General features: G+C 57.1%; 26 protein-coding genes and 2 pseudogenes. 12 read left to right on the top strand and 16 right to left on the bottom strand.

The window, feature by feature from the left end:
* The first annotated feature begins 97 nt into the window (after positions 1–97).
* The 4 genes from ffh to AC0L7S_RS09185 all read left to right on the top strand — a co-directional run bounded on the left by ffh (position 98) and on the right by AC0L7S_RS09185 (position 3380).
* The gene (gene ffh, locus AC0L7S_RS09200) at positions 98–1678 is read left to right on the top strand and encodes a signal recognition particle protein (RefSeq protein ID WP_473474036.1); all 1581 of its coding nucleotides are present in this window, start codon (positions 98–100) and stop codon (positions 1676–1678) included.
* A 7-nt stretch (positions 1679–1685) separates the two neighbouring features.
* On the top strand, positions 1686–2015 hold the full coding sequence (locus AC0L7S_RS09195; RefSeq protein ID WP_473474035.1) for a chorismate mutase: 330 nt from the start codon (positions 1686–1688) through the stop codon (positions 2013–2015).
* 49 nt (positions 2016–2064) lie between these two features.
* Positions 2065–2481 (top strand): 30S ribosomal protein S16, encoded by a 417-nt coding sequence (gene rpsP / locus AC0L7S_RS09190; protein WP_473474034.1) that lies wholly within the window; start codon positions 2065–2067, stop codon positions 2479–2481.
* A 191-nt stretch (positions 2482–2672) separates the two neighbouring features.
* On the top strand, positions 2673–3380 hold the full coding sequence (locus tag AC0L7S_RS09185) for an HAD family hydrolase (RefSeq protein ID WP_473474033.1): 708 nt from the start codon (positions 2673–2675) through the stop codon (positions 3378–3380).
* A 112-nt stretch (positions 3381–3492) separates the two neighbouring features.
* On the opposite strand, the pseudogene AC0L7S_RS09180 reads toward AC0L7S_RS09185, so the two are convergent.
* The 3 genes and pseudogenes from AC0L7S_RS09180 to AC0L7S_RS09170 form a co-directional block, all read right to left on the bottom strand.
* Positions 3493–3759, bottom strand: a pseudogene (locus AC0L7S_RS09180) (glycine zipper domain-containing protein); the annotation flags it as partial.
* A gap of 249 nt (positions 3760–4008) precedes the next feature.
* Complete coding sequence (locus AC0L7S_RS09175; RefSeq protein WP_473474032.1) at positions 4009–5043, bottom strand: aspartate-semialdehyde dehydrogenase; 1035 nt, start codon at positions 5041–5043, stop codon at positions 4009–4011.
* 127 nt (positions 5044–5170) lie between these two features.
* A complete protein-coding gene (locus AC0L7S_RS09170) occupies positions 5171–5305 on the bottom strand; it encodes a hypothetical protein (RefSeq protein ID WP_473474031.1) in 135 nt (44 codons plus the stop codon).
* A 203-nt stretch (positions 5306–5508) separates the two neighbouring features.
* Between AC0L7S_RS09170 and AC0L7S_RS09165 the strand changes: the two genes are divergently transcribed.
* Positions 5509–7371 carry a DEAD/DEAH box helicase gene (locus AC0L7S_RS09165; protein ID WP_473474030.1) on the top strand — a complete coding sequence of 621 codons (1863 nt, stop codon included), beginning with the start codon at positions 5509–5511 and terminating at the stop codon, positions 7369–7371.
* A gap of 1 nt (position 7372) precedes the next feature.
* Here the strand turns inward: AC0L7S_RS09165 and leuB are convergent, their stop codons facing one another.
* The 4 genes from leuB to AC0L7S_RS09145 form a co-directional block, all read right to left on the bottom strand.
* The gene (leuB, locus tag AC0L7S_RS09160; RefSeq protein ID WP_473474029.1) at positions 7373–8479 is read right to left on the bottom strand and encodes a 3-isopropylmalate dehydrogenase; all 1107 of its coding nucleotides are present in this window, start codon (positions 8477–8479) and stop codon (positions 7373–7375) included.
* Positions 8480–8572: 93 nt separating this feature from the next.
* Entirely contained in the window at positions 8573–8923 is a 351-nt protein-coding gene (locus AC0L7S_RS09155) for a VOC family protein (protein ID WP_473474028.1), read from the bottom strand.
* Positions 8920–9315, bottom strand: a complete 396-nt coding sequence (locus AC0L7S_RS09150; RefSeq protein ID WP_473474027.1) for a RidA family protein — start codon at positions 9313–9315, stop codon at positions 8920–8922. The genes AC0L7S_RS09155 and AC0L7S_RS09150 overlap by 4 nt, the downstream gene beginning before the upstream one ends.
* Positions 9316–9360: 45 nt before the next feature.
* On the bottom strand, positions 9361–9975 hold the full coding sequence (locus AC0L7S_RS09145) for a hypothetical protein (protein WP_473474026.1): 615 nt from the start codon (positions 9973–9975) through the stop codon (positions 9361–9363).
* A gap of 555 nt (positions 9976–10530) precedes the next feature.
* Here AC0L7S_RS09145 and ade point away from each other — a divergent pair.
* Positions 10531–12231 carry an adenine deaminase gene (gene ade, locus AC0L7S_RS09140; RefSeq protein WP_473474025.1) on the top strand — a complete coding sequence of 567 codons (1701 nt, stop codon included), beginning with the start codon at positions 10531–10533 and terminating at the stop codon, positions 12229–12231.
* Positions 12232–12249: 18 nt separating this feature from the next.
* Here ade and leuD read toward each other — a convergent pair whose 3' ends face one another.
* From leuD to AC0L7S_RS09110, 6 genes and pseudogenes are all read right to left on the bottom strand, one after another.
* Entirely contained in the window at positions 12250–12855 is a 606-nt protein-coding gene (gene leuD, locus AC0L7S_RS09135; RefSeq protein WP_473474024.1) for a 3-isopropylmalate dehydratase small subunit, read from the bottom strand.
* Between the two features lie 121 nt (positions 12856–12976).
* Complete coding sequence (locus tag AC0L7S_RS09130) at positions 12977–13462, bottom strand: glyoxalase superfamily protein (RefSeq protein WP_473474023.1); 486 nt, start codon at positions 13460–13462, stop codon at positions 12977–12979.
* A 411-nt stretch (positions 13463–13873) separates the two neighbouring features.
* On the bottom strand, positions 13874–14866 hold the full coding sequence (locus tag AC0L7S_RS09125) for an esterase-like activity of phytase family protein (RefSeq protein WP_473474240.1): 993 nt from the start codon (positions 14864–14866) through the stop codon (positions 13874–13876).
* 29 nt (positions 14867–14895) lie between these two features.
* Positions 14896–16789: pseudogene (cobT, locus tag AC0L7S_RS09120) on the bottom strand (cobaltochelatase subunit CobT).
* A 61-nt stretch (positions 16790–16850) separates the two neighbouring features.
* The gene (gene cobS / locus AC0L7S_RS09115) at positions 16851–17837 is read right to left on the bottom strand and encodes a cobaltochelatase subunit CobS (RefSeq protein ID WP_473474022.1); all 987 of its coding nucleotides are present in this window, start codon (positions 17835–17837) and stop codon (positions 16851–16853) included.
* Positions 17838–17958: 121 nt separating this feature from the next.
* Positions 17959–18567 (bottom strand): J domain-containing protein, encoded by a 609-nt coding sequence (locus tag AC0L7S_RS09110; protein ID WP_473474021.1) that lies wholly within the window; start codon positions 18565–18567, stop codon positions 17959–17961.
* A 144-nt stretch (positions 18568–18711) separates the two neighbouring features.
* On the opposite strand from AC0L7S_RS09110, the gene AC0L7S_RS09105 reads away from it, so the two are divergent.
* Positions 18712–19014 (top strand): BolA family protein, encoded by a 303-nt coding sequence (locus AC0L7S_RS09105; protein WP_473474020.1) that lies wholly within the window; start codon positions 18712–18714, stop codon positions 19012–19014.
* A 3-nt stretch (positions 19015–19017) separates the two neighbouring features.
* Here the strand turns inward: AC0L7S_RS09105 and AC0L7S_RS09100 are convergent, their stop codons facing one another.
* Genes AC0L7S_RS09100 through AC0L7S_RS09090 form a run of 3 tightly spaced genes read right to left on the bottom strand, consistent with a single transcriptional unit; the run spans position 19018 to position 21619 of the window.
* Positions 19018–19914, bottom strand: a complete 897-nt coding sequence (locus AC0L7S_RS09100; RefSeq protein ID WP_473474239.1) for a transporter associated domain-containing protein — start codon at positions 19912–19914, stop codon at positions 19018–19020.
* Positions 19914–21026: a 3-dehydroquinate synthase gene (gene aroB, locus AC0L7S_RS09095; RefSeq protein WP_473474019.1), complete on the bottom strand. Its 1113-nt coding sequence runs from the start codon at positions 21024–21026 to the stop codon at positions 19914–19916. Before aroB ends, AC0L7S_RS09100 begins: the two co-directional genes overlap by 1 nt.
* Complete coding sequence (locus AC0L7S_RS09090; RefSeq protein ID WP_473474018.1) at positions 21023–21619, bottom strand: shikimate kinase; 597 nt, start codon at positions 21617–21619, stop codon at positions 21023–21025. Before AC0L7S_RS09090 ends, aroB begins: the two co-directional genes overlap by 4 nt.
* Positions 21620–21755: 136 nt before the next feature.
* On the opposite strand from AC0L7S_RS09090, the gene AC0L7S_RS09085 reads away from it, so the two are divergent.
* The 5 genes from AC0L7S_RS09085 (at position 21756) to AC0L7S_RS09065 (ending at position 25917) form a co-directional block, all read left to right on the top strand.
* The gene (locus tag AC0L7S_RS09085; RefSeq protein WP_473474017.1) at positions 21756–21905 is read left to right on the top strand and encodes a histidine kinase; all 150 of its coding nucleotides are present in this window, start codon (positions 21756–21758) and stop codon (positions 21903–21905) included.
* A 6-nt stretch (positions 21906–21911) separates the two neighbouring features.
* Positions 21912–22829, top strand: a complete 918-nt coding sequence (locus AC0L7S_RS09080) for a site-specific tyrosine recombinase XerD (RefSeq protein ID WP_473474016.1) — start codon at positions 21912–21914, stop codon at positions 22827–22829.
* Positions 22830–22925: 96 nt separating this feature from the next.
* Complete coding sequence (locus AC0L7S_RS09075) at positions 22926–23876, top strand: acetyl-CoA carboxylase carboxyltransferase subunit alpha (protein WP_473474015.1); 951 nt, start codon at positions 22926–22928, stop codon at positions 23874–23876.
* Between the two features lie 389 nt (positions 23877–24265).
* Complete coding sequence (locus tag AC0L7S_RS09070) at positions 24266–24925, top strand: outer membrane protein (protein WP_473474014.1); 660 nt, start codon at positions 24266–24268, stop codon at positions 24923–24925.
* Between the two features lie 245 nt (positions 24926–25170).
* Positions 25171–25917 (top strand): outer membrane protein, encoded by a 747-nt coding sequence (locus AC0L7S_RS09065; protein ID WP_473474013.1) that lies wholly within the window; start codon positions 25171–25173, stop codon positions 25915–25917.
* Positions 25918–26114 lie beyond the last annotated feature (197 nt).

Genomic DNA, 26114 nt, shown 5'->3' with positions numbered 1-26114 from the left:
TTTTGGTTTTGGGTTATTGCCCATCGGTTTCTTGAAAAGATTGTGCGGACACACGACCTCTCGGGCATCAGGTCGATGCCGGAGAAAAGGGATTAGAATGTTCGAATCGCTTCAAGAGCGCCTTGGCTCGATACTCAATGGTCTTACCGGGCGCGGTGCGTTGTCGGAGGCCGATGTCGCTGCCGCGCTGCGCGAGGTTCGCCGCGCTTTGCTTGAGGCTGACGTCGCACTTGAAGTCGTGCGCTCCTTTACCGACAAGGTCCGTGAAAAGGCTGTCGGCGCGGCAGTATTGAAGGCGATCAAACCCGGCCAGATGGTCGTCAAGATCGTCCATGACGAACTGGTCGACATGCTTGGCGCCGAAGGCGTGGCGATCGATCTCAACGCTGCGGCCCCGGTCGTGGTGATGATGGTCGGCCTGCAAGGCTCGGGCAAAACAACGACCTCGGCAAAGATTGCCAAGCGCCTGGGCGAACGTCAGGGCAAGAAGGTATTGATGGCGTCGCTCGACACGCGTCGTCCCGCCGCGCAGGAACAGCTTCGCCAGCTAGGTGAGCAGGTAGCGGTTGCAACCTTGCCGGTCATCGCTGGCCAGACACCGGTCGACATTGCCAAACGCGCCGTTCAGGCAGCAAAGCTTGGCGGTCACGACGTCGTTATTCTCGATACCGCTGGCCGCACCCATATCGACGAGCCGCTGATGGTCGAGATGGATGACATCAAGAAGGCTTCGTCGCCTCACGAAATCCTTCTCGTGGCCGACTCTCTGACTGGTCAGGATGCGGTCAACCTCGCCAAGAGTTTCGACGAGCGCGTTGGCATCACCGGCCTTGTGCTGACCCGTATGGATGGTGACGGGCGCGGTGGCGCGGCTCTTTCCATGCGCGCTGTCACCGGCAAGCCGATCAAATTGATCGGCACTGGTGAAAAGATGGACGCGCTGGAGGAATTTTTCCCCAAGCGCATTGCCGATCGCATTCTCGGCATGGGCGACATTGTCAGCCTTGTCGAAAAGGCTTCAGAAAACATCGACGCCGAACAGGCGGCGGCGATGGCCAAGAAGATGCAGTCGGGCAAGTTCGATCTGAACGACCTGTCCCAGCAGCTCCAGCAAATGTCGAAGATGGGCGGCATGGGCGGCATCATGGGCATGATGCCCGGCATGGGCAAGATGAAGGACCAGATCGCCGCTGCCGGGCTCGATGACAAGATGTTCGGGCGTCAGCTTGCGATCATTTCCTCGATGACCAAGGCCGAGCGATCCAATCCCGACATCCTCAAGCATTCCCGCAAGAAGCGTATTGCTGCCGGTTCCGGCACGAACGCCGCCGAAATCAACAAGCTGTTGAAGATGCATCGCGGCATGGCCGACATGATGAAGGCGATGGGCGGCAAGGGCAAAGGCGGTGGCATGATGCGTGGCATGATGGGCGGCCTTGCCTCCAAGATGGGCCTCGGTGGCCTTGCAGGCGGCATGGGTGGTATGCCCGATCTGTCGAAGATGGACCCGAAACAACTGGAAGAATTGCAAAAGCAGGCTCAAGCTTCCGGGCTTGGCGGCATGAAAGGCATGCCGGGCGGTCTCCCCAGCGGCGGTGGCTTGCCCGGTCTTCCCGGCGGGATGAAGCTTCCCGGCCCCGTGAATGGCGGCCTGCCCGGCCTTGGCAAGAAGAAGTGAGGACGTGATGAGCGAAGATCAAGACCTTGCTGAAGCCAAAGCGACGCTTGCCGATTACCGCGCCTCTATCGACAATATCGACGCGGCCCTTATCCACATGCTGGCCGAGCGCTTCCGCTGCACCAAGGCGGTTGGCGTCTTGAAAGCGGCCCACGGCCTGCCACCTGCGGATCCGTCGCGCGAAGCCCAGCAGATCGAACGGCTGCGCCTTCTGGCCAAGGATGCACATCTCGACCCCGATTTCGCGGAGAAATTCCTGAATTTCGTTATCCGCGAAGTAATCCGTCACCACGAAAACATCGCCGCTTCAAACGGCGACGCGACTAATACCGGCTGAAGACAGACTTTCAAACCAATCCACATATCAGAGCTTTTAGGAGAAAATCATGGCACTGAAAATCAGACTGGCCCGCGCGGGCTCAAAGAAGCGCCCCTATTATCACATCGTTGTCGCCGACGTGCGTTCGCCGCGCGACGGTCGCTTCATCGAGGCAATCGGTGCCTGGAACCCGCTTCTTCCCAAGGATGGTGAGCGCGTCAAGATCGACGCCGACCGCGTCAAGCATTGGTTGGGCCACGGCGCGCTACCGACCGACCGCGTTGCACGTTTCCTGAGCGAAGCAGGTTTGGTCAAGCGCGACGCGCGCAACAACCCAACCAAGGCACAGCCCGGCAAGAAGGCACAGGAGCGTGACGCGCTGCTGAAGAAGGCTCAGGAAGATGCCGCCGCCGCGATTGCCGATGCATCTGCTCCCGCAGAGGCACCAGTAGAGGCACCAGCGGAAGAAGCTGCGGCTTCCTGACGATCAAACCATTGCGTATTCGAAACGGCGGGCCAAGGCTCGCCGTTTTCATTTGTACCAAGCCCTGCATGATCGGCGCAAGATCAACTCCAGAAATGTGCGTATGGTTTTCTGCCCGTATCCTGCTCTAAACTCCCGCATCCCGCTCAAAACTATTGTGTTCGGGCAGATTCATGATTTAGAGGCAGGTCATGCAAGACACCACGCGATTGACGACGATCGGGTTCGATGCCGATGACACGCTTTGGCAAAATGAGCAGTTTTACACGCTGACCCGCCAACGCTTCGTTGATCTGCTCGGCGAGCATGCCGACCCCCAGCATGTGTCCGATCAATTGCTTGCTGTCCAGAAGCGAACACTCAAGCTCTATGGGTTCGGTATCAAGGGCTTTACGCTATCGATGATCGAGACGGCCATCATGGTCACTGAAGGGCGCGTGAGTAGCAAGGCCATTGACGGCATTCTTGCCGCCGGTCGCGAAATGCTGGCCCATCCAGTCGAAATCCTGCCACATGTGTACGAAACGATGGAAGCGCTCGCAGGGCGCTACCGACTTATTCTTATCACCAAGGGCGACCTGTTCGATCAGGAGCGCAAACTTGCCGCATCCGGCCTTGGCGATATGTTCGATGCCGTGGAGATTGTCAGCGACAAGACTTGTGCAACCTATGAGCGGGCTTTCGCCCGTCACGGCGAGGGACCGCACAAAAGCATGATGGTCGGAAATTCGCTCAAGTCAGATATTGTACCGGCAATCGAGGCCGGCAGTTGGGGCGTTTATGTGCCCCACCCCCTGACATGGGTCATCGAACATGCCGACGAACCGCAAGGCGATCCGAGATTTCACAAGATTGACGATCTTGGAAAACTTCCGGCTCTAATTGCCGGTATCTCCTGATCTCTCGAATCCGGCGCTTCAATCAGTAATAACCGCGGCGGCGCCTGGAATATCGACGATCCTGATTGCGGCGGCTATAATCGTAACCGTCGTAGTCGTCATAGCCATCATCATAACCGCGCGGACAATCCGCAACATAAACCCGACCGCGACGGTCGCGGTAGCGGCACCGGTTGGGTTCATTGGCCTGACCTATCAAAGCGCCTGCAACTGCACCTATTGCGCCGCCGACCAGCGCACCTTCAGCCCGGTTTCCCGGCGATGCCACGGCACTACCGATAGCAGCACCTCCAAGCCCGCCAACAGCCGCACCCTGCTGGGTCTGCGAACAGGCACCAAGCGGCAACAGCAGTGCCATCAACACGACAACCTTGTTCATTTCAGTTCCTCTCGAACATTTCTACGCATGTCGAACTGTAACTTAAACGACCCAATCAAGGATTTGATCCCAACGAGGCTTATCAATGGCATTAAACGCACGAATTGAAAACGATATGAATCGGAAATTTACCATGCCGCCATCAGCATGCCTGCTCAAGACAAGTACCGGCGACGTCCGTACCGGCACCCGATCTCAGCCTCGCCTGCACGGGCAATCATTCTCACCACCTGCATGAGGAGGGAAAATTCAGGCCGCCTTCTTCTTTGGCTGAATCAGCCCGCGCGCGACCAGCAGTTCGGCAATCTGAACCGCGTTGAGGGCCGCGCCCTTGCGCAGATTGTCGGAAACGATCCACATTGAAAGGCCGTTGTCGATCGTCGAATCTTCGCGGATACGCGAAATATAGGTGGCGTCTTCACCTGCCGATTCGATCGGCGTGATGTAGCCGCCATCCTCATGCTTGTCGACAACCTGGCAACCTGGCGCCTCGCGCAGAATTTCCCTTGCTTCATCCGCCGTGATCGGCTTTTCGAACTCGATATTGACGGCTTCGGAATGACCGATGAACACCGGCACGCGCACGCACGTCGCCGTCAGCTTGATCTTGGGATCCAGCATTTTCTTGGTTTCGGCCACCATCTTCCATTCTTCCTTGGTGGTTCCGTCTTCCATGAAAACGTCGATATGGGGGATGACGTTGAACGCAATGCGCTTGGTAAACTTCTTCACATCGACAGTATCGGCAACGAACACCGCACGGGTTTGCGTGAACAGCTCATCCATGCCTTCCTTGCCTGCCCCCGATACCGACTGATAGGTGGAGATAACGATGCGCTTGATGGTTGCCGCGTCATGCAACGGCTTCAGGGCCACAACAAGCTGTGCGGTTGAACAGTTCGGATTGGCGATAATGTTCTTCTTGGTGAACACCGAAATCGCATCCGGGTTGACCTCCGGCACGATCAACGGAACCTCACCATCATAACGGAAGGCCGATGAATTATCGATGACGACACAACCCTGCTTGCCGATCTTCGGTGACCATTCTTTCGATACATTGCCGCCAGCCGACATGATCGCGATATCGGTATCGGAAAAGTCATGCTGGTCGAGCGGCCTGACCTTCAGCGTCTTGTCGCCAAATGATACTTCCGTCCCCAGGCTGCGCCGCGAGGCAAGTGCCACGACCTCGCTTACAGGAAACCCGCGCTCTTCGAGTATGTTGAGCATTTCGCGCCCTACATTACCCGTAGCTCCGACAACCGCTATCTTGAAACCCATCGAAAAATCTCCTGTCGCTCTCAGCTTGCCTTGTCTGGAAAGACCTGCAACCGATACAGGCCTTGCCACCCTCCAGTCTTGACCTCATCTGGCCGGACCCGGGAGGGAGCGAGTAGGCCAGCGCAGATCAAACCGTGGTGACGGTCGATTTCTTGGCCGTGGTTTTTGTCGAAAGCAGGAATGTACGCGCACGCTCACGCGGAACCGCAGCTCCGTATCCGGGGAAATCGAGCGTAACAAGCGCCATCAAAAGGCCGCGCATTGGAAAATTCCTGTTCGGAGCGGCTTTTACGCACTTTGCGCCAAGAGTCAATTGCGCCGCACTGTTTGGTGCCACCCTGTACAATGCGTGCGCGGCGAAGTACGAACGCCGACAACTGCGGCGCACGGCATACTTTGCCTCGGCAATGCTCATTCTTCGACGCACTTTGCCAAATGCGCCCAACCGAACTCCGAAAGATCAAAATGACCGACTCCGAAGACCCACAACGCGACGGGATTGTTCCAGCACTTGCCAAGGCGTTGGAAAAGCGCGGCTACACCACGCTTACATCCGTTCAAAAGGCTGTTCTGGGTTCCGGGCTTGGCGAGGCTGATGCTTTGGTTTCGGCCCAGACGGGTTCCGGCAAGACCGTGGCTTTCGGCCTTGCACTGGCACCAACGCTTCTAGGCAAGCAAGAGCGCTTTGAGCGCGCCAGCGCACCGCTTGCACTGGCTATTGCCCCCACGCGGGAGCTTGCCTTGCAGGTGAAGCGGGAGTTGGAATGGCTTTATGAAATGACCGGTGCGGTAGTGACATCCTGTGTCGGTGGCATGGATATGCGCTCGGAGCGCCGAGCCCTTGAACGAGGCGCTCATATCGTCGTCGGCACGCCGGGCCGGCTACGCGACCACATAACCCGCAACGCTCTCGATATGTCGGCGCTGCGTGCCGTGGTACTCGACGAAGCAGACGAGATGCTCGACCTCGGCTTTCGCGAGGATCTCGAATTCATTCTGGATGCCGCGCCTGCTGAGCGTCGCACTTTGATGTTTTCCGCGACCGTGCCACGGGCCATTGCCACGCTGGCCAAAGGCTACCAGCGCGATGCGGTGCGCATCACCGCGGCTGGTGAAGAGTCCCAGCATCTCGACATTGAATACCGCGCCCTGACCGTCACCCCTGCGGACCGCGAAAATGCCATCATCAATGTCTTGCGCTACTATGAAGCCAAGAACGCACTGGTATTTTGCAACACGCGCGCTGCCGTCAATCACCTCACCGCCCGCTTCAACAACCGCAACTTCTCAGTCGTGGCGCTCTCAGGCGAATTGAGCCAGAACGAGCGCAGCCATGCCTTGCAGGCCATGCGTGACGGCCGTGCCAAAGTCTGCATCGCCACTGATGTGGCAGCACGCGGCATCGACCTGCCCAATCTCGAACTGGTCATCCATGCTGACCTGCCAACCAACCCGGAAACGCTTCTGCACCGCAGCGGGCGCACCGGGCGCGCCGGGCGCAAAGGTGTCAGTGCGCTGATTGTGTCGAACAATGGCCGCAGGCGGACCGAGCGCCTGCTGCAAAATGCCGGTATATCGGCGACCTGGGCAAATCCGCCATCTGCCGACGACGTGCTGCGCCGCGACGACGAGCGCATCCTTGCCGATCCGGCCTTTGACGAGCCGGTGAAAGATGAAGAGCGCGAATTTCTCTCCGCTCTTCTTGAAAAACACGGGGCCGAACAGGTGGCTGCGGCATTCGTGCGCCTCTTTCGTGCCGGTCGCTCGGCTCCCGAGGATCTCATGGAGGTTGCGCCATTCAGACCTTCGGCGGACAAAGGCGAACGCGGCGCCAGAGATGGTGGTTCAACGCATCGTCGCGATGATTTTGGTGAAAGCGTCTGGTTCTCACTGTCCATCGGCCGCAGGCAAAACGCTGAACCCCGCTGGCTAATACCGATGTTATGCCGGACAAGTGGCATCACCAAGCGCGAGATCGGCGCGATCAAGATGCAGCCGGAAGAAACCTTCGTGCAGATTGCGGCAGATTGCGCCGAGCGGTTTCTCACGGCAATCGGCCCGGACAAGAAGTTGCAGGGAAGCATTGCGGTAAAGCGGCTGGATGGCGTGCCCGATCTGTCGAGAGCAGGCTACAACGCCCCGCGCGCCGACAAGAAACCACATCGTGGCAAGGCAAAATCCGGCCCGCACTCTGTGAAGCGCAAACCAGCCAGGATGGACAAGTCATCCGCCAACACATCTGCCCCTGCTTCATGGGCGAAGAAACCGGCCAAGCCGAAATTCGACAAGGCCGGGCCAGCAAAGCCCAGGAAATCAAAAAGCGGGTAGATTAAGCCGCCAGGAACTTGGTGATGATGGCCTCACCCATCCGGGATGTGCCAATTTCGGTCATGCCGTCCGACATGATGTCCTTAGTGCGCAGGCCATCATCGAGCACCGCAGCGATAGCCGCTTCCAGTCGATCGGCCTCACCAACCATCTCGAACGAATAGCGCAGGCACATGGCAAAGGAAGCCATCATCGCAATCGGGTTGGCAATGCCTTTGCCGGCAATATCGGGTGCGGAGCCATGGACCGGTTCATAGAGCGCCTTGCGTTTGCCCGTCTTGGCATCGGGCGCGCCCAGTGAAGCCGATGGCAGCATGCCAAGCGATCCGGTCAGCATCGCCGCCACATCGGAAAGCATGTCGCCGAACAGATTGTCGGTGACGATCACGTCGAACTGCTTCGGCCAGCGCACCAATTGCATGCCGCCTGCATCGGCCAGCATGTGGTCAAGCTTCACATCCCCATATTTGGCCTTGTGAATTGCCGTCACCACGTCGTTCCACAAAACGCCCGACATCATGACATTGCGTTTTTCCATCGACGTAACGTGATTGTTGCGCGTGCGCGCAAGCTCAAAGGCTACGCCTGAAATACGCTCGATCTCGAACGTGTCATAGACTTGCGTATCGATGCCGCGTTTCTGGCCATTGCCCAGATCGATGATCTGTTTTGGTTCGCCGAAATAGACGCCACCGGTCAGTTCGCGCACGATCAGTATGTCCAACCCTTCGACGACTTCCTGTTTCAACGAGGAGGAGGCTGCGAGCGCCGGGTAACAGATCGCGGGACGCAGATTGGCAAAAAGCTCCAGATCCTTGCGCAACCGTAACAATCCCGCTTCGGGGCGGACCTCGTAGGGCACCGGGTCCCATTTCGGACCGCCAACAGCCCCAAACAACACCGCATCAGCCGCCAGTGCCTTTTCCATATCGGCATCGGAGATCGCTTGTCCGTGCGCGTCATAGGCGCATCCGCCGACCAGCCCCTCGTCGGTAACGAAGTCAGCACCGAACTTATCGTTCATGGTGCCGATCAGCTTCTTGACTTCGGCCATCGCCTCGGGGCCGATGCCATCACCGGCAAGCAGGAAAAGAGATTTCGATGTCATGGAAAACCGTCCGGGAAATTTACTGAACCGCAGTCTTGCTAAACGCCATCGCTCACTTTCGCAAGTCCGACCCGGATAGGGTGCGCAAAGATGTCAGCGGTGTGAAAGGATATTGACCAAACGGCCAAATGGGTCGCGCACGAAAAATCGCCTTACACCCCAGGGTTCATCAGTCGGTCCGTATTCGACGATAAAACCGGCGCTCGTCATGTCCGCAAATGCCGCGTCCACATCATCGACTTCAATCGACAGGTCAGGCACCGGCGTACCCGATCCGCCCTCACTGGCAAAACTGATTTGCACGCTCATGCGCTCCCCGCAACCATAGGTCGTGATCCAACCGTGGTCCATGATGACATCAAGCCCCAGCACGTCACCATAGAAGCGTTGTGCCGCGGCAATGTCTTGCGTGTCGATATTGGCGACGATGCGTTTGACTGTCATATGTCCTTCCTCTCTGACCGCCGCAGGGCCGTCACTTCGATTTCAATTTTCATCTCGGGCTTTATGAGACCGCACACAACCATCGTCGCCGCCGGTCGGCCGGCACCAAAATAGGTGCCCAGAATCGGAAAAATACGATCGGCGAAAGCAGTCTCGGTGATGTAGTAGTGCACCCGCACCACATCAGTCAGGGCAAAGCCAGCCTCATCCAGCGCCTTTGAAATTGTCGCCATGCAATTGTGGGTCTGTTGTTCAACCGTTTCCGGCATGACCATCGTTGCATAGTCGTAACCGGTGGTGCCTGAAACGAAGCACCAGTCGCCCTCCACCACTGCACGCGAATAACCGGCGGTCTTTTCGAAAGGCGAGCCAGTCGAGATCAATTTGCGCATGATATCCTTCGTCTTCCAACTCCGCTCGACATGCGACGCCTTTTCTTATTGCGGCGGCGTTAGCGCTTTCTTCATGGTAGAACGCAACTCTGCCGGCCACGCTTTCAGCGCGGGCCAGGCATCGGGTTGTGGCTTGGCGGTCATGCGCGCGAAATAGAGCTTTCTTGCTTTGACATCGATTGCCATGAAGCCGTCATTGCCGCCGCAATCATGGGGCACACAACCTCTGGCGTAGAAAATGCCGGATGATGTTTTTTCCGTGCCGCCGCCAACCAGCAGGCTCGTCGCCATGTCGGTAATCTTGTTGCCAAGCAGCTTGCGGGCCGCGCCATAAACCGCCTCATTGTGAAAAGCATCGATGATATTTTGATATTTGGCCGGGTCAATATCGGCCCAACCGCTGCCCGGATCGGGTGTATAGGTCAGCGTTCCGGCCAACGTAAATCCATCTACCGGTGACCACTTTTTCACTTGCGCGGAAGCACCGGGCAAAAGCCACGGCACGAAATAAATGGCATCGGAGCTGATACCAGCAGGTGGCGCCCCGCAATCGTCCTCGCCAATGCCGGCTCTGCGAATAGCGCCGCCTTCGGGCTTCCATATCATGACCATGGCCGGGCCACAGGCGTTGCCGCCATCACCCACCTCAAACAGCGCCACATCGACCCCGGCGACTTTGACGATACCGTTGAAAAAGACATAAAAGTTGCGCGCCAGTTCCTTGCCGTCGAAGGCGACGATCTTCTCGCCATATTCCTCGGGCTGCTCGATTGTCAGTGTCCCACCGGCAAAGGGAATGGGTGCGGGGTGCTATCCTGTGCAAGGGCGCTCATGCAAAACCCAGTGGCAGCCAGTGCCAACACGAATAATCCCGTTATGAGTTTCATAGAGCATGACCTCCCGACATTTGCCTGCGTTGCTTGGCCCATCAATAGCGCGATGCAACGCCAATATGGGCAGCGCTTCGGCAAAATTATGCAACACGCGGGTGCAAGTCCATCATCAATCAAGCGGCAGCCAAACTTCCTCGGCTCAACGCAGTCGCTGGTTCCTCTCAAGCCGGAATTGCACTTGAACAGGATGTGCTGATACTCAGCGCATATTGCAGGGCTGTTTCAGAACAACCGGAGACCGGTTTTCCACCGCCGATTGCATGAAGGTCGAGAGACAAAGCGTGATTTGATCACGACATGAAAATGACGAAGTGAGGCAGAAATGGGCGCTATGCTGGAGCAGATGATCGATCAGGGTGCCGGGCGCGCACCAGCCGACATGGTGTTGAAAGGGGGCCGCTTCTTCGATCTCGTTTCGGGTGAACTGGTATCAAGCGACATCGCCATTTGCGGCGATCGTATCGTTGGCACCTGTGGTACCTATGAAGGCGTCCGCGAAGTCGATATTGCGAGGCGCATTGTCGTGCCCGGATTTATCGATACGCATCTCCATATCGAATCCTCACTGGTAACGCCGCATGAGTTTGACCGTTGCGTCCTGCCGCGCGGTATCACCACCGCCATCTGCGATCCCCACGAGATCGCCAATGTGCTTGGCCTTGACGGCATCCACTTTTTTCTGGACAGCGCCGCTGAAACCATCATGGACATCCGCGTTCAGCTTTCGAGCTGCGTACCGGCAACGCATCTGGAAACCTCAGGGGCCGAACTCGGCGTCGATGACCTGCTGCCTCTGGCCGACCACCCCAAGGTCATCGGCCTTGCCGAATTCATGAACTTTCCCGGCGTACTGGCCAAAGATCCCGTCTGCATGAGCAAGCTGGAAGCCTTCCAGGGACGCCACATAGATGGCCACGCGCCGCTGTTGCGTGGCCTTGACCTCAACGCCTATCTGGCAACCGGCATCCGCACCGACCATGAAACGACGACGGCTGATGAGGCGCTCGAGAAATTGCGCAAGGGCATGCACATTCTGGTGCGTGAAGGGTCGGTGTCGAAAGACCTCAATGCCCTGATGCCGATCATAACCGAACGCAATTCGCCCTTCATCGCGCTTTGTACAGACGACCGAAACCCGCTCGATATTGCCGATCACGGCCACCTCGATCATATGATCCGAACTGCAATCACTGCGGGTGTCGCGCCGCTTGCCATCTACCGCGCAGCCAGCATTTCCGCTGCCCGCGCCTTCGGGCTTAAAGACCGCGGACTGGTTGCACCGGGCTGGCGCGCCGACCTCGCCGTAATCGACAATCTCGAAGAATGTCGCGCCGAAATGGTGCTTTCCGGCGGACGGATCGTTTCTGATGAGTTGTTCGCATCACGCCGAAATATCGCACCGGTTGGCCGCCATAGCGTCAAGGCCCAGCCTGTACAGGCAGCAGACTTCCGTGCCTCGTCCAACAGCGGTCAGACACGCGCCATCGGCATTATCCCCGGCAAGATCATCACCGAAAGCCTGAATGTCGACCTGAATGTCGGAACTAACGGCGTTGAAGTCGATCTTCAACGCGATGTCGTCAAGATTGCGGTTATCGAGCGTCATGGCAAGAACGGCAACATTGCAACCGGATTCGTACATGGTTTCGGTCTTAAACACGGCGCAATCGCTTCAACCGTCAGCCACGACAGCCACAATATCTGCGTCGTTGGTGTTTCGGATGAAGACATTGCCGTGGCCGTAAACCGCTTGGGCAAGATCGAAGGTGGCTTCGTCGTGGTTAAAGACGGCGCGGTTCTGGCTGAATTGTCATTGCCGATTGCGGGCCTGATGAGCCTCGCCAGCTATGAGACAGTGCGAGATGAGTTGAGAACGCTCAGAAAAGCCGCCATCGAACTCGGATCAGCGATGGAAGAGCCATTCCTGCAACTGTCATTCATTGCCCTCCCGGTGATTCCTCATTTGAAAATCACCGACAAGGGGATGGTCGATGTCGACCGCTTCGAAATTATCGGAACTTGAAACTGTCTCTGACAGGATTCAGGCCCAGGGGCGCATCTCTGCGTTTTTCTTCTCAAAACTGGCGATTGAACTGGCCTTCTCCATCGTCAAGCCGATGTCATCAAGGCCATTCAAGAGACAATGGCGTTTGAAGTCGTCGAGGTCGAACGTAACAACGCCGCCATCCGGGCCGCGAATTTCCTTGGCTTCAAGATCGACCGAAATGGTGGCATTTGCACCGCGCGACGCGTCATCCATCAGCTTTTCAAGGTCTTCCGGGCTGACAGTGATCGGCAGAACACCGTTCTTGAAGCAATTATTGTAGAAAATGTCGGCAAAAGAGGTGGAAATCACGCAGCGAATGCCGAAATCGAGCAGCGCCCACGGCGCATGTTCGCGGCTTGATCCGCAGCCGAAATTATCGCCGGCAATCAGAATCTGCGCATTGCGATAGGCTGGCTTGTTGAGCACGAAGTCGGGATTTTCCGAACCGTCTTCATTGTAACGCATCTCGGCAAACAGACCTTTTCCAAGCCCGGTGCGCTTGATCGTCTTCAGATAATCCTTGGGGATGATCATGTCGGTATCGACATTGACGATGGCCAAAGGCGCAGCGACGCCGGTGAGCTTGTTAAACTTGTCCATGGCTTTTGCCCGTATTTTCGTTGCGCAAGATTGTCGTACACGCTTTACACAAAGGCGCAAACAAAAGAAAGGCGACCTTGCCAGGCCGCCTTTCTCGCTGGATTGCGCGCTCGCCGCGCGATCAGGCTCTTTTCAGTTCCATCACGCCGGTTTCGGTTCCGGTCAACCGTCGCGAGCGGCCATCGGCACCCACCACCATCTGCACACGGCGACGCTCGGCCGAAAACAGTTTCGATGTCGCCGCATTTACCGGCGGATCGAAAGCCACCGTCACACGCCACAAGTCTGGCTTGATCGTTTCTTCCAGCCCAATAACCCGGCCATGCGCCGCGTTCCCGTTGAAGGTGCCGCCAACCATCTCGCCGACCGCAAACGGTATCGTCGAAACCTCGCTGGCAGGCGCATCGACGGGTTGTGCTGAAAGCGTATTCCAGTCGCGCGCACCATTTTGCTTGGCAATGAGTTCGAGTGCCCGGGCGTGGCTGATTTCAACGCCATCCTCAGCCAGTGCCATGCGCAACCGCTTGGCGCTGGCCTTGTAGCCGGAAATGGCATCATCCCTGTTGGGTGTGCCGGTATTGGTTCGTGTATTGTAACCATAGGTCATGAATTCGCTCCTTCGCGATTGACGATCGGCATTGTCAAACGGGTTCCGCATTGCCGTTTCAGCCGTCGCATCGACAGGGAGAAACGAACAGTTCACAAGAGCGCCGTGCGTTCAATTGGACACAAGACGGACGCTCTATCACTGCAATTGAGCATCGGCGCATTCCAAAAAAATGGAGATCACTTATTGGTTCCAATGCTCGCGAGAAGCTTCACCAAAGCCAATGAGGGCCGCGGATGGCAGGGGCTTCCCAACCCTTAACCGGCTTCAAATAGGGATCGTTAGAGAATAGGTCAATACGTCGCTATCGGCGTGGTGATTGGCCAAAGACAAAGTGAAGCTGTTCTCCCCGCCTGAGGGGAGATGTCAGGCAGGGTAGAGTGGGGCACAAATCGGCGGTTGAAAACGCGATCAGTCGTCGTGCAGGACAAACTCAAGATAGAGATTTCGCTGGAGAATGGAGTGGTTGTCATCGGAGATCAGCGACACCATCATCGCCCCGTCTTCGCGTGTCCACACGTCCATACCTTCCATATTGTCAATCTGGAAGGCCATCGAAGATTCCATGAGGATGGGGCCATCAACGACAGCGCCCTTGACGATGCTGGCGCCGGCAATACGCCTGAGCCGCATCCGTACGCCGTCGGCAATCGAAAAACTGCGTTCCAGAAGAAGCAGGTCGCCATTGGGCAGGAACGCGCCATCGGTAATATCGAAATTGCCATTTCGCTTTACAGTGAAGATGCCTTTCCCGGGGCCTTCGATAATCGCGGCAAAGATGTTGCCTGCCTTGTCGAGGCTTCTCTCCGAGACCACCACCAGCGCGCCACCGAGCCGATCATTTGCCCTCGAATGCGTAACCGTTTCAAAACCTCGATTTTGGCGCAGTTCCTTGGCCGGAACCAGAAAATCGAGTTGCTTGAATGGTGCTTGCATATTGTTCGGATCAATCCGGAACTGGGCCACACGGTGATTGCGCTCAAAACCTACTGTTGCAACGCCATCCTTGGCGGCAAGACCCTCGGCATCAACCGCCCATTTTTCATTGATGGGTTTGCCGTGGCTATCGACCATCTGCTGCATTTGGAAATTCACCACACCTGCGGGGCGTTGGTTTCCATCGTGAGTGATCGAACCAAAGAACCAGAAGCCGGTGTCGGCGACGCCGATGAAATCGCTGCCGGGCTTGAGAAAGCGCATCGCGGACAGCCCGCCGAAGTCAGGGCTTGCCGAGGTCATCTCTAAACCCCCGACAAACTCCAGCGGCCCGAACTCCGTCGCATCCCTGCCGATCTCGAAACGGGTGATAGGGCGAACCGAAACGTCGAATCGTTCAACGTCACTGCGCGCCAGCGCGCTGGAAAGGGCTGAAACCAGCAGAATGCCCGTTACAAGCCCTGTCATCAGACGATTGAAGGTGAAGATGCCCGTTCTCACGAAATCCGCCGCATTCCGCCGCTCTGGCGGTCGCGCTCGGTCTCTTCGCCAAATAGCGAGGCAAGCTGCTCTGTCATGGCACCAGCCAGTTCTTCGGCATCGACGATGGTAACAGCACGCCGGTAATAGCGGGTTACATCGTGGCCGATGCCGATGGCGAGTAGCTCCACCGGAGAGCGTGTCTCAATCAACTCGATAACGGCGCGCAAATGGCGTTCGAGATAGTTGCCCGGATTGACCGACAAGGTCGAATCGTCAACCGGCGCGCCATCCGAGATCATCATCAGGATCTTGCGTTGCTCGGGCCGCCCCAGAAGCCTCTGATGCGCCCATAACAGGGCCTCGCCATCAATGTTTTCCTTCAACAGGCCTTCACGCATCATCAGGCCGAGATTGCGCCGCGCCCGCCGCCACGGCATATCGGCAGACTTGTAAATGATGTGGCGCAAATCATTGAGACGGCCGGGATTTGGCGGCTTGCCATCCTTCAGCCATTTCTCGCGTGCCTGCCCGCCCTTCCACGCGCGGGTGGTGAAGCCGAGAATTTCCACCGACACGCCACAACGCTCCAGTGTGCGCGCCAGGATGTCGGCGCAAGTTGCTGCGACGGTGATCGGCCGCCCGCGCATGGACCCGGAATTATCGAGCACCAATGTAACGACGGTGTCGCGAAACTTGGTGTCGCGCTCCTGCTTGAAGGAAAGCGGCTGCATCGGATCAATGACCACACGCACCAGCCGGGCAGGATCGAGATAGCCTTCTTCAAGGTCGAAATCCCACGAACGGTTCTGCTGCGCCATCAATCGCCGTTGCAGGCGGTTGGCAAGACGCCCGACAACGCCGGAAAGATTTGCGAGCTGTTTATCGAGGAAGGCGCGCAAACGATCCAGCTCCTCCTCCTCGCAGAGTTCTTCGGCGCCGATCGTCTCATCGAAGGAATTGGTGAAAATGTTGTAATTTACATCTTTTGACAGGCTGGCGAAGGGGTCGTCATTGTGGCGCGTTTCGCCAGGTGTCTCCGCCTCATCCTCGTCCTCGTCGGAAAGGTCTTCAGACGTTGCGTCAGCGGCCTCGGTCTCTGCGGATTGATCGTCGTCAGAGCCGTCGGAGTCCTCGGTTTCGGACTCTTCGGAACCCGTATCGTCCTCGCTGCCTTCCTCGCTCTGGTCTTCGCCTTGCGGCTCGTTGTCGTCCTCGTCCTGATCGTCCTGATCGTCTTCGTCACCGAGTTCTTCAGCCATGTCCATCGAAGCAAGCATATCGCGAACGACGCGCGCGAAAGCCTGCTGGTCACCAAGCTTGTCGGTCAAGCCGTCGAGATTAGTGCCAGCTTTGTCTTCGATCCAGCCCCGCCACAGGTCAACCATGCGCTCGCCACTCTTCGGCACGGCGCGTCCGGTAAGTTTTTCGCGCACCATTAGCGCCAGCGCCTCTTCCAATGGCGCGTCAGCCCGGTTCTTCACATCGAACAGATTGGCTTTGGTGTATTTGTCTTCCAGCATGACGCCGATATTGTCGGCAACACCGTCCATAGCCCGCGAGCCGATTGCCTCGACGCGGGCCTGCTCGACCGCATCATAGATGGCGCGGGCCTGCTTGCCCTCCGGCGCCAGTTCTGGTGTGGACGCGCGCGTCATGACAGGCGCGTTTCAGCGCCATCGAGTCACCCAGGCCACGCGTGACGGCTATATCTGTCTTTGATGGTTTCTTGGCCAGTTCTGGAAGGCGGGCACGATTGCCGGCCAGCGCGGGCTTGTCCTTGGCGAAACTGACTTCCAGTTCCTTGTCGCCCGATATGGCGCGCATACACACACCAACAGCGCGCCTGAAGCTGTCGGCTTCAGTGCCCGTTTTCGGTTTGCCGCGTGTATTGTCGCCGGGTCCGGCCATCGATTATTCCCTGAAACATGGTCCAGACCGAAGAGACATGAATCGCTCCGCAACCATGCTTTTAGCCCAGCACCACATTGGACGATGATTCGGGCAAATCCTCACCAAAGGCACGCTGGTAGAACTCGGCCACCAGGGAACGTTCCAGTTCGTCGCATTTGTTGAGGAATGTCAGCCGGAACGCCATGCCGACATCGCTGAAAATCTCGGCATTCTCGGCCCAGGTAATGACTGTACGCGGGCTCATCACCGTCGACAGATCGCCATTGACGAAAGCTGAGCGCGTCATGTCGGCAACGCGCACCATCTTGTTGACGATTTCGTTGCCCTTGGCGTTGCGATAGTGCTTGGCCTTGGCAAGAACGATGGCGACCTCATTGTCGTGGGGCAGATAATTCAGCGTGGTCACGATCGACCAGCGGTCCATCTGAGCCTGGTTGATCTGCTGGGTGCCGTGGTAGAGGCCCGTCGTGTCACCGAGACCGACCGTGTTGGCGGTGGCAAACAGGCGAAATGCCGGATGCGGGCGAATGACACGGCTCTGGTCAAGCAGGGTAAGACGGCCAGAGGCTTCCAGAACGCGCTGGATGACAAACATCACGTCCGGGCGTCCAGCGTCATACTCGTCAAAGCAGAGTGCGACATTGTGCTGATAGGCCCAGGGCAGGATTCCGTCACGAAATTCCGTGACCTGCATGCCGTCCTGAACGACGATCGCATCCTTGCCGACAAGGTCGATACGGCTGACATGGCTATCGAGATTGACGCGCACGCAAGGCCAGTTGAGGCGCGTCGCCACCTGTTCGATATGCGTCGACTTGCCTGTGCCATGATAGCCCGACACCATGACGCGCCGGTTGTAGGCAAAGCCCGCAAGAATGGCCAAGGTGGTGGCCTTGTCGAAGAGATAGTCAGGATCGAAATCGGGCACATGGTCGCCCGGTGTCGAATAGGCGGGCACGACCATTTCTGAATCGAAACCGAATTTTTCTTTCACCGAAACAGTCGTGTCCGGCAGGTTTGCGATATCGCGATCGACCTTATTCATAACGTCTCAACGTCTCCACAGGCGAAGCGTAATTTTCGCCAGCACTACAAATTTGTCCGGGGGCTCTTAGAGCCTTTTCCAACTGGATGAAAGTTGGAAACAGGGTTGGACTTAACCTTTATCAGCACAGGCCCGCTTGCTTGAGGACCCGATAGGCCTGCAACACATCGCGGAACCGGTCCTCGGAACCTCTGTCACCACCGTTTGCATCCGGATGATGACGCTTTACCAGTTCCTTATAACGCGCCTTGATATCATTGCCAGTCGCCTTTACGTCAAGGCCAAGCGTTTCCAGCGCCTTGGCCTCAAGCGGTTTGGGCTTGCGCTCGCGCGGCGGGTTCTTCTCATTGAACAGGTTGAACGGGTCGCGCAGGCGATTGTGATAACCCGCCCGGCCGGAGCGTTGCTGGGCAAAATCGGGTGAAGAGCGCGTACTTCCGGCAACACCCATCTTCCAGGTCGGGCGATGACCGGTCATCGCCTCTTTCTGAAAACGCGCGACATCAGTGTCGGCAACGCCTGAAAAATAGTTGAAGCCCTTGTTGTACTCGCGCACATGGTCGAAGCAGAACTGGAAATATTCCCCTTCATTGTGGCGGCCGACGGGCGCGCGATGCGTGCCCGGCTCTTTGCAACCGTCCCACTGGCATTCGGGCGCGCGCGGCTTCGGCTCGCCCTTCTTTTCGGGGCGAATCCGAATCTTGTCGAAATATTTTGGATACTCTTTCATCTGCTCGATGTATGGGCCGTTCAACGTTGCGAAACAAGAATTGACATTTTTGCAATCATCACCCTTACCGCTGAATCACGGATTAATGTAGACGATCAGTAATGATTCTGGCTGAGACCTCTTATTTGGTGGAAGGAAGCGGCAATGTCCATACAGTCGACGATGGAAGTGAAGCTGACAAACGCATTTTCGCCTGAACGCCTGGAGGTTATCAACGAAAGTCACCTCCATGCCGGGCATCATCACGTCGAAAATGGCCACGAGGGCAAATTCGACGGGGCTGGTGAAACGCATTTTCGCGTGCGTATCGTGGCTGAGGCATTCACGGAAATGTCGCGAATCCAGCGGCACCGCGCCGTTAATACAGCGCTTGAAGCCGAAATCAAGGCAGGGGTCCATGCACTCGCCATCGAACCGGCTGCACCGGGAGAGCCGGTGAAGTGGTAGGAGTCACCCTTCGGTGGCCGGTCGGATGCGCAGCCGCGCAATGCGGTTCTTGTCTCTTTTCATGACAACAAAACGCTTGCCGTGAAATGTAAATGCCTGCTTTTCATCGGGGATCGACTGCGCCTCATGAATGACAAGACCGGCAATGGTGGTCGCTTCCTCATCGGGCAAGACCCAGTCCAGCGCACGGTTGAGATCGCGGATAGGCACCGTGCCGTCGACGACGACCGATCCATCCGATTCCTGCTTGACCCCTTGCATGTCAATGTCGTGCTCATCGGCAATCTCACCAACAATCTCCTCGATGATGTCTTCCAGCGTCACCAGGCCTTCGACCTCGCCATATTCATCGACAACGATGGCAAAATGCGCCTTGCGGCGCAGAAAGGCGTTTAGCTGTTCGTGAAGGGTCGTGGTGTCCGGCACAAACCAGGGTTTCGAGGCAATCTTCATCACATCGATGCGGGAGAAATCGTTGCCGACATCGTTGAGCGCGCGCAGCAGATCCTTGGCGTGCAGAACACCGACAATGTTGTCGAGCGAACCCTTCCACAAGGGCATTCGGGTGTGCGGGCTTTGGAGTATCTCGCGCACCACGGCCTCCGACGCATTGTCGGCATTAACCGAACGCATATTGGTGCGGTGGACCATGACATCCGAAACTTCCAGTTCGTGCAATTCGAACTGGCCCTCGAGGCGATCACGGATTGGTGGCGCACTCTGGTCGCTGCGGCGCGGCTCGCCGCCACGCTGGTCTTCCGGTTCGCGTCCGTTATATCCCCCGTGGTGTCCATTGAGCGGCGCATAACCCAGCGCCTTGGCGATACGAACCCGCAGGATGAAGGCCATCACACCAAGCCCGGCAAGGATACCGGCAATGACCCAGCCAGCCTCGCGCATCACCGATGATTGTCCTTCAAGAACGTCACAACTTCCGAGGCGGGCACATCGCGCGCGATGAAGGACTGGCCAATACCGCGCGTCAGGATGAAGGTGAGTGCACCACGCTCCACTTTCTTGTCTTGCGTGATAAAATTGAACAAGGTTTCCGCGTTGGGCAATTCGCCGGGAATATCACTCATGCGCCACGGCAGCCCCACAGCTTTCAGATGAGCTTCAACGCGCCCGGCGTCGTCAGGGCTTGCAAGGTTCAGCCGTGCCGAGAAGCGGTGCGCCAGCGCCATTCCTATGGCGACACCTTCACCATGCACGAGGCGCGTGCCATCGTAGGATGTGGCGGCTTCCAGCGCATGGCCAAAAGTGTGGCCGAGATTAAGCAGGGCGCGATCGCCTTTCTCGAACTCGTCTCGGGCCACGATCCCGGCTTTGGCCCGGCAGGATTGGGCAATGGCTTCGATGCGCGCCGGGCCGCCTGAAAATACCTCTTTCCAGTTCGCTTCCAGCCAGAAAAAGAAATCGGGCCGATCAATGAGCCCATATTTGAGAACTTCTGCGTATCCGGCCCGAAATTCCCGTGGTGGAAGCGTGTCGAGCGCATCGGTGTCTGCCAGCACCAGCTTCGGTTGGTGGAAGACGCCGACAAGGTTCTTGCCGCGCGGGCTGTTGATGCCGGTCTTGCCACCGACAGACGAATCGACTTGCGCCAGTAGCGAGGTAGGTATCTGCACGAAATTCATGCCGCGCCTGACAATGCCTGCTGCAAATCCGGCAAGATCTCCGATGACGCCGCCACCCAGTGCGATAACCGCATCGCCACGCTCAAGCCGAGCCGCGATGATACCATCAACAACGCTCTGAAGCGCTTCAAAGCTCTTGGTTTTTTCGCCAGCCGGCAAGATCAGCGCAGACGCCTCGATACCGGATTTTTTGAGACTGGCCTTCAACCTATCAAGGTGAGCCTTGGCGACATTTTCGTCTGTGACGATTGCCACCCGCACGCCCGGCAAACGTCGCGCAATCTCGCCACCAGCATGAGACAGCAAGCCCGGACCGATGAGAATATCGTAAGCCCGCTCGCCAAGACCAACCTCGACAGTGACGGTTGCGTTCAAAGCCCCACCCCATCCTTTGACGCCAAATGCCGGTCAAGCGCCTCGATGACCTCCGCCGCAATGACCTCTTTGCGTTCATTGCGCGTCACAACGCTCACATTGGCCCTCGCATAGACGGGATAACGCTCGCTCATCAATTTTTCCAGCACGCCACGCGGATCGGCGTTCTTCAACAAGGGCCGGTTCTGCTTCTTGGCAACGCGCTCCATCAAAAGCTCGAGATCGGCATTCAACCAGACCGACACGCCATGCGCAGCAATGCCCTCGCGTATCTGCTCGTTCATGAATGCGCCACCACCGGTCGACAGGACCTGAGGACCATTTTCCAACACGCGCAAGATGACGCGTTGCTCCAGGGCACGAAATTCGGGCTCGCCATACAACTCGAACAGATCAGGTATCGTCATGCGCGAAGCATGCTCGATCTCATGGTCGCTATCGACGAAGGGCAGGTCGAGCGCCATCGCAACTTTGCGCCCGACGGCAGTCTTTCCAGCTCCCATCAGGCCCACAAGTACAATGGAACGACCTGCCAGCCGCCCAAGCATTGCGGCGTGATCCATATTCACCTCATCGGAAGGTCGAGCGTTCATTGGACGCGTATCGACATGAAAAGTCGGTTTGCGTCAAGCACTGGCAGTTTGAGGGCGCACACTTGAAATGGCCGAATTGGCGTCCCATAAGGGCACAGTTTGAAGTTGCGCGAAGAAGATACAGGCGAGAAAATCGATGCCGACACTGTTCCGCTTCGTCGTGACGATCGCCGTATTGGCAGGAATAGCCTATGGGACCATGTTCGCGCTTGTCGTTTTTGTGTCACCCAAACAGGCCGAGCTTAGCGTGCGCATACCAGTCGAAAAGCTCCTGCCACAGAAGTAACGAGGCATGAACAGAGCAGTTCAAATCGAAGCCTTTCTTGAAATGATGAGTGCCGAGCGGGGCGCTGCGCGCAACACGCTGGATTCCTATCGCCGTGATCTGGAAGATGCGTCGGCGATGATCGCAGGTGGATTGGCAAACGCGGACACCGCAGGCATCCGCAACTATCTCGAAGGGATTGCCGCGCGCGGCTTTGCTCCAACCTCGCAGGCGCGAAAACTGTCGGCCATCCGGCAGTTCTTCAAATTCCTCTATGCCGATGGCCTGCGCACTGATGATCCGACAGGTACGCTGGACAGCCCCAAAAAAGGCCGCCCTCTACCGAAAACCATGTTGGCAGCCGAGACGGGACGATTGCTCGACCGCGCCGCGCTGGAAGCCACGGATGCCACCCATAGTGGCGATGAACGCCTTGCTGCGTTGAGGCTTCATGCCTTGGTGGAGGTGTTATATGCAACCGGATTGCGCGTTTCGGAACTGGTTGGCCTGCCGGTCACGGTGGCATTGCGTGACGACCGCTTCTTCATGGTTCGTGGCAAGGGCAACAAGGAGCGCATGGTGCCCTTGTCTGCACCGGCCCGAACAGCGATGCGAAACTGGCTAACTGTCCGCGCCACCGTGCCAGCTCTTGCCGACAGCCCGTTCCTGTTTCCCGCCGCTTCGCAAAGCGGTGCCCTTTCGCGCCAGGTCTTTGCCCGTGACCTGAAAAGCCTTGCCGCCCGAGCAGGAATTACCGCGGCAAAAATCTCTCCGCATGTGTTGCGCCACGCCTTTGCCAGCCATCTGTTGCAAAACGGTGCCGACTTGCGTGCTGTGCAGCAATTGCTCGGTCACGCCGATATTTCGACGACGCAAATTTACACGCATGTGCTTGAAGAGCGGTTGATGCAGTTGGTCAACGATCATCACCCGCTTGCCGACTAGGCTTCATATCGTTATGTGAAGGCAACATTCACCGCTGCGGAACAGAAATTTCTTTTCCGTAAACCCTTCTATTCTGGCGTACTGGTCCGCTGACGAATGTACAATTATCTCGATTTCGAAAAACCGGTCGCCGATCTCGAAGGCAAGATCGTCGAATTGAAAAAACTCGCCGAAAGCGGCGAGGCTGTCGATGTCGCCGACGAGATTGCGCGTTTGGAGAAGCGCTCGCGCGAGGCACTGCGTGAGGCTTACAAAGCCCTGACCCCCTGGCAAAAAGTGCAGGTCGCGCGCCATCCCGACCGGCCGCACTGCGTCGACTATATCGAGAGGCTTTTTGCCGATTTCACACCCTTGGCCGGCGACCGCACCTATGGCGAAGATCACGCGATTGTTGGCGGTTTCGCCCGGTTTCGTGGTGAACCGGTAGCTATCATTGGCCAGGAAAAGGGTTCTGATACAGCCAGTCGCCTCAAGCACAATTTTGGTTCGGTCAGACCTGAGGGGTATCGCAAGGCGGTACGTTTGATGGAACTTGCCGACCGTTTCAAAATTCCATTGGTGACGCTGGTTGATACGGCAGGCGCTTATCCCGGAGTTGGAGCCGAGGAGCGTGGCCAGGCCGAGGCAATCGCGCGTTCGACCTCGGTGTGTTTGTCGCTGAAAGTTCCGTCGATCTCCGTGGTGATCGGTGAAGGTGGCTCAGGTGGCGCCATTGCCATTGCCACAGCCAACCGCGTCTACATGCTGGAACATTCGATCTATTCGGTGATTTCGCCTGAGGGCGCCGCCTCGATCCTGTGGCGCGACACGACACGCTCAAAGGACGCTGCGACCAACATGAAGATCACCGCACAAGATCTTCTCGGTCTCAAGATCATCGACGGCATTGTCGCCGAACCGCTGGGCGGTGCCCACCGCGCTCCTGACGACGTGATTACCGCGACCGGCGACCTGATTGCCCGCACGATGAAGGAATTTGCGGGGGCCAACACCGATTTTCGCGAACATCGCCGCGAAAAATATCTGGCGATGGGCCGAAGCCTCTAGGCGTTGCGACGATCTGCAATGTGCAATTCTTGTTTGGTGCGGCGCAGCCCGTGCGACCGCACACAACCAGCCTTAACCCCCTGATTGCGAAGAAACCAATCGTGATTCTTGGTTAATCGGCAGGGTTAAACGGCCTTTAACCTTTGCAATTCATTATCCACCGCGAACTCAATCAGTTTCGGGCTTGTATCGGGTCCCGACGTTCCAAGGGTGACGATGATGTACAATATTGCAAGGAAAGTGATCTTTGCCGGTCTCGCGGTCGGTTTGGCAGGTCCCGTATTCGCGGCTGACCTGATGGAACCCCAGGTCATCGAGCAGAGTGCGGCACCCATCTATGAGGATGCAAATTTCGGCGGCTGGTATATTCGTGGCGACGTTGGCTATCATTGGTCGAAATTTCGTGGTGCCGACTACATCACCTACGGACCACCCCCGGTTCGGGCACCTTCGATTTCGGCAAGCTCAAGGGCGCACTCTCGGTTGGCGGCGGTGTCGGCTATCAGATCACCAATCACTTCCGCGCTGATTTGACCGCAGATTTCCTGAGCAAAGCCAAATTCCGCGGACAGACATCCGGCTTTTGCGGGCCGGCCAATACGCCTTGCTCATCAGTCGACACAACATCATATTCCGCCCTTCTGCTGCTGGCCAATGCCTATGTCGACATCGGCACATGGCACGGAGTGACACCTTATGTGGGTGCCGGTATCGGTGGCGCCTGGCTCAAATGGGATACCTTGCACAATAGCGATGCCAATGGCGATTTCTATCACACGGGCGGTAAAGGCTGGCGCTTTGCCTACTCGCTTTCTGCTGGCGCGTCATACTGCCTGACCAGAAATCTCGATCTCGACGTCGGCTATCGTTTCAGCCACATCAATGGCGGCAAGATGTTTGACTACGCCGTCGGTGCAGGGCCAGGATATGACAAGGGCATCAACGTCCATGAAGTGCGCGGCGGTTTGCGCTACTCATTCAGCGGCAACAGCAAATGCGACGAACCTCAGATGGTCGCCTATGAGCCGGAGCCCATCTACACCAAATAGTACGCACTGACTGTAATCATTCAAAACCGCCCGGTTCACGCCGGGCGGTTTTCGTTTGGCGCTATAAGCCTCTGTCTTCATGCACGCCGTTGCCCGAAAAACCGTCGCAATTACTCGGGCGGCAATCAATTTCGTAACAATCTGTTATCCTTAACTCGTACTTAACCACTATGGTTAACAATGCTCTTGAAACGGCGGCTGGGTATTCTCATTCCTACCAGCGCCAACTTCAGGAGTTGGTGATCATGAATCTGAAATCTCGCATTGCACTCATATTCTGTGCCTCTGCCTTGCCGTTCGGCGCGGCGCTGGCGGCGGACTATGACCCGCCGATCTATGTCGATCAGGCACCGGAATACCAACCGGTTGAGGTCGGCTCAGGCTGGTATCTCAGGGGCGATGTCGCCTATTTGCCGAAGAGGAGCTATCGCAACGTCAATTTTGGATCGGCGACCGTCTCCTATTCTGAAAGCGAAAAGCCTGTTTTTGCCAGCATTGGCTTTGGCTACCACTTCAACGACTATCTTCGCGCAGATGTGAATTTCGGTCTCTTGCCCGGCAACGAGATCACCACTGCAAGCAACAATCCCGGCGTCGATGTCGGAACGGCCCGCGTTGAAAACAGCGCGCGAAGCGGCATGTTCAACGGTTACGTCGATCTTGGCACATATGTCGGCATCACCCCTTATATTGGCGCCGGCGTCGGCATATTCCAAAGCAAGCGCAGCTTGAATCTCGTCTATAACGATCTGACGCCTACCAATGCGGATGTCTCGGTTACGGACAGCAAGACACAATATTCCTTCGCTTACGCGCTGAACGCCGGTATCGCCTACCAGCTTTCAAAGAACATCGCGCTGGACCTCAGCTATCAGTATCTTTCTGCGCCCGATGCGGAGTATTCCGTCATTACCAGCCCATCGACCTATTCAAACGAAAAGGGCGTCAACAATCACCAGATCAAAGTGGGACTGCGCTACGATCTCTGGTAAATCCGACATTACGTGATTTTCGGCGGCAGGCTTCGGCCTGCCGTTTCGCATTTTCGGGCAGACAAATTCGGCATGACCCGCCAATGTTCCGCAAACGACAGAAACTTTTCTCTTGACGCCTGAAAGGTGAAGGCATATCGCCATTCGTGGGCCACTCCTCCCCAACGAGGAGCTTACTATCTGGAAGGATAGACCAC

It is taken from the genome of Mesorhizobium sp. G2-6-1 (genome assembly GCF_055809095.1).
The sequence above is the reverse complement of the archived record's forward strand: the minus strand, read 5'-3'. Positions and strand labels throughout refer to the sequence as shown.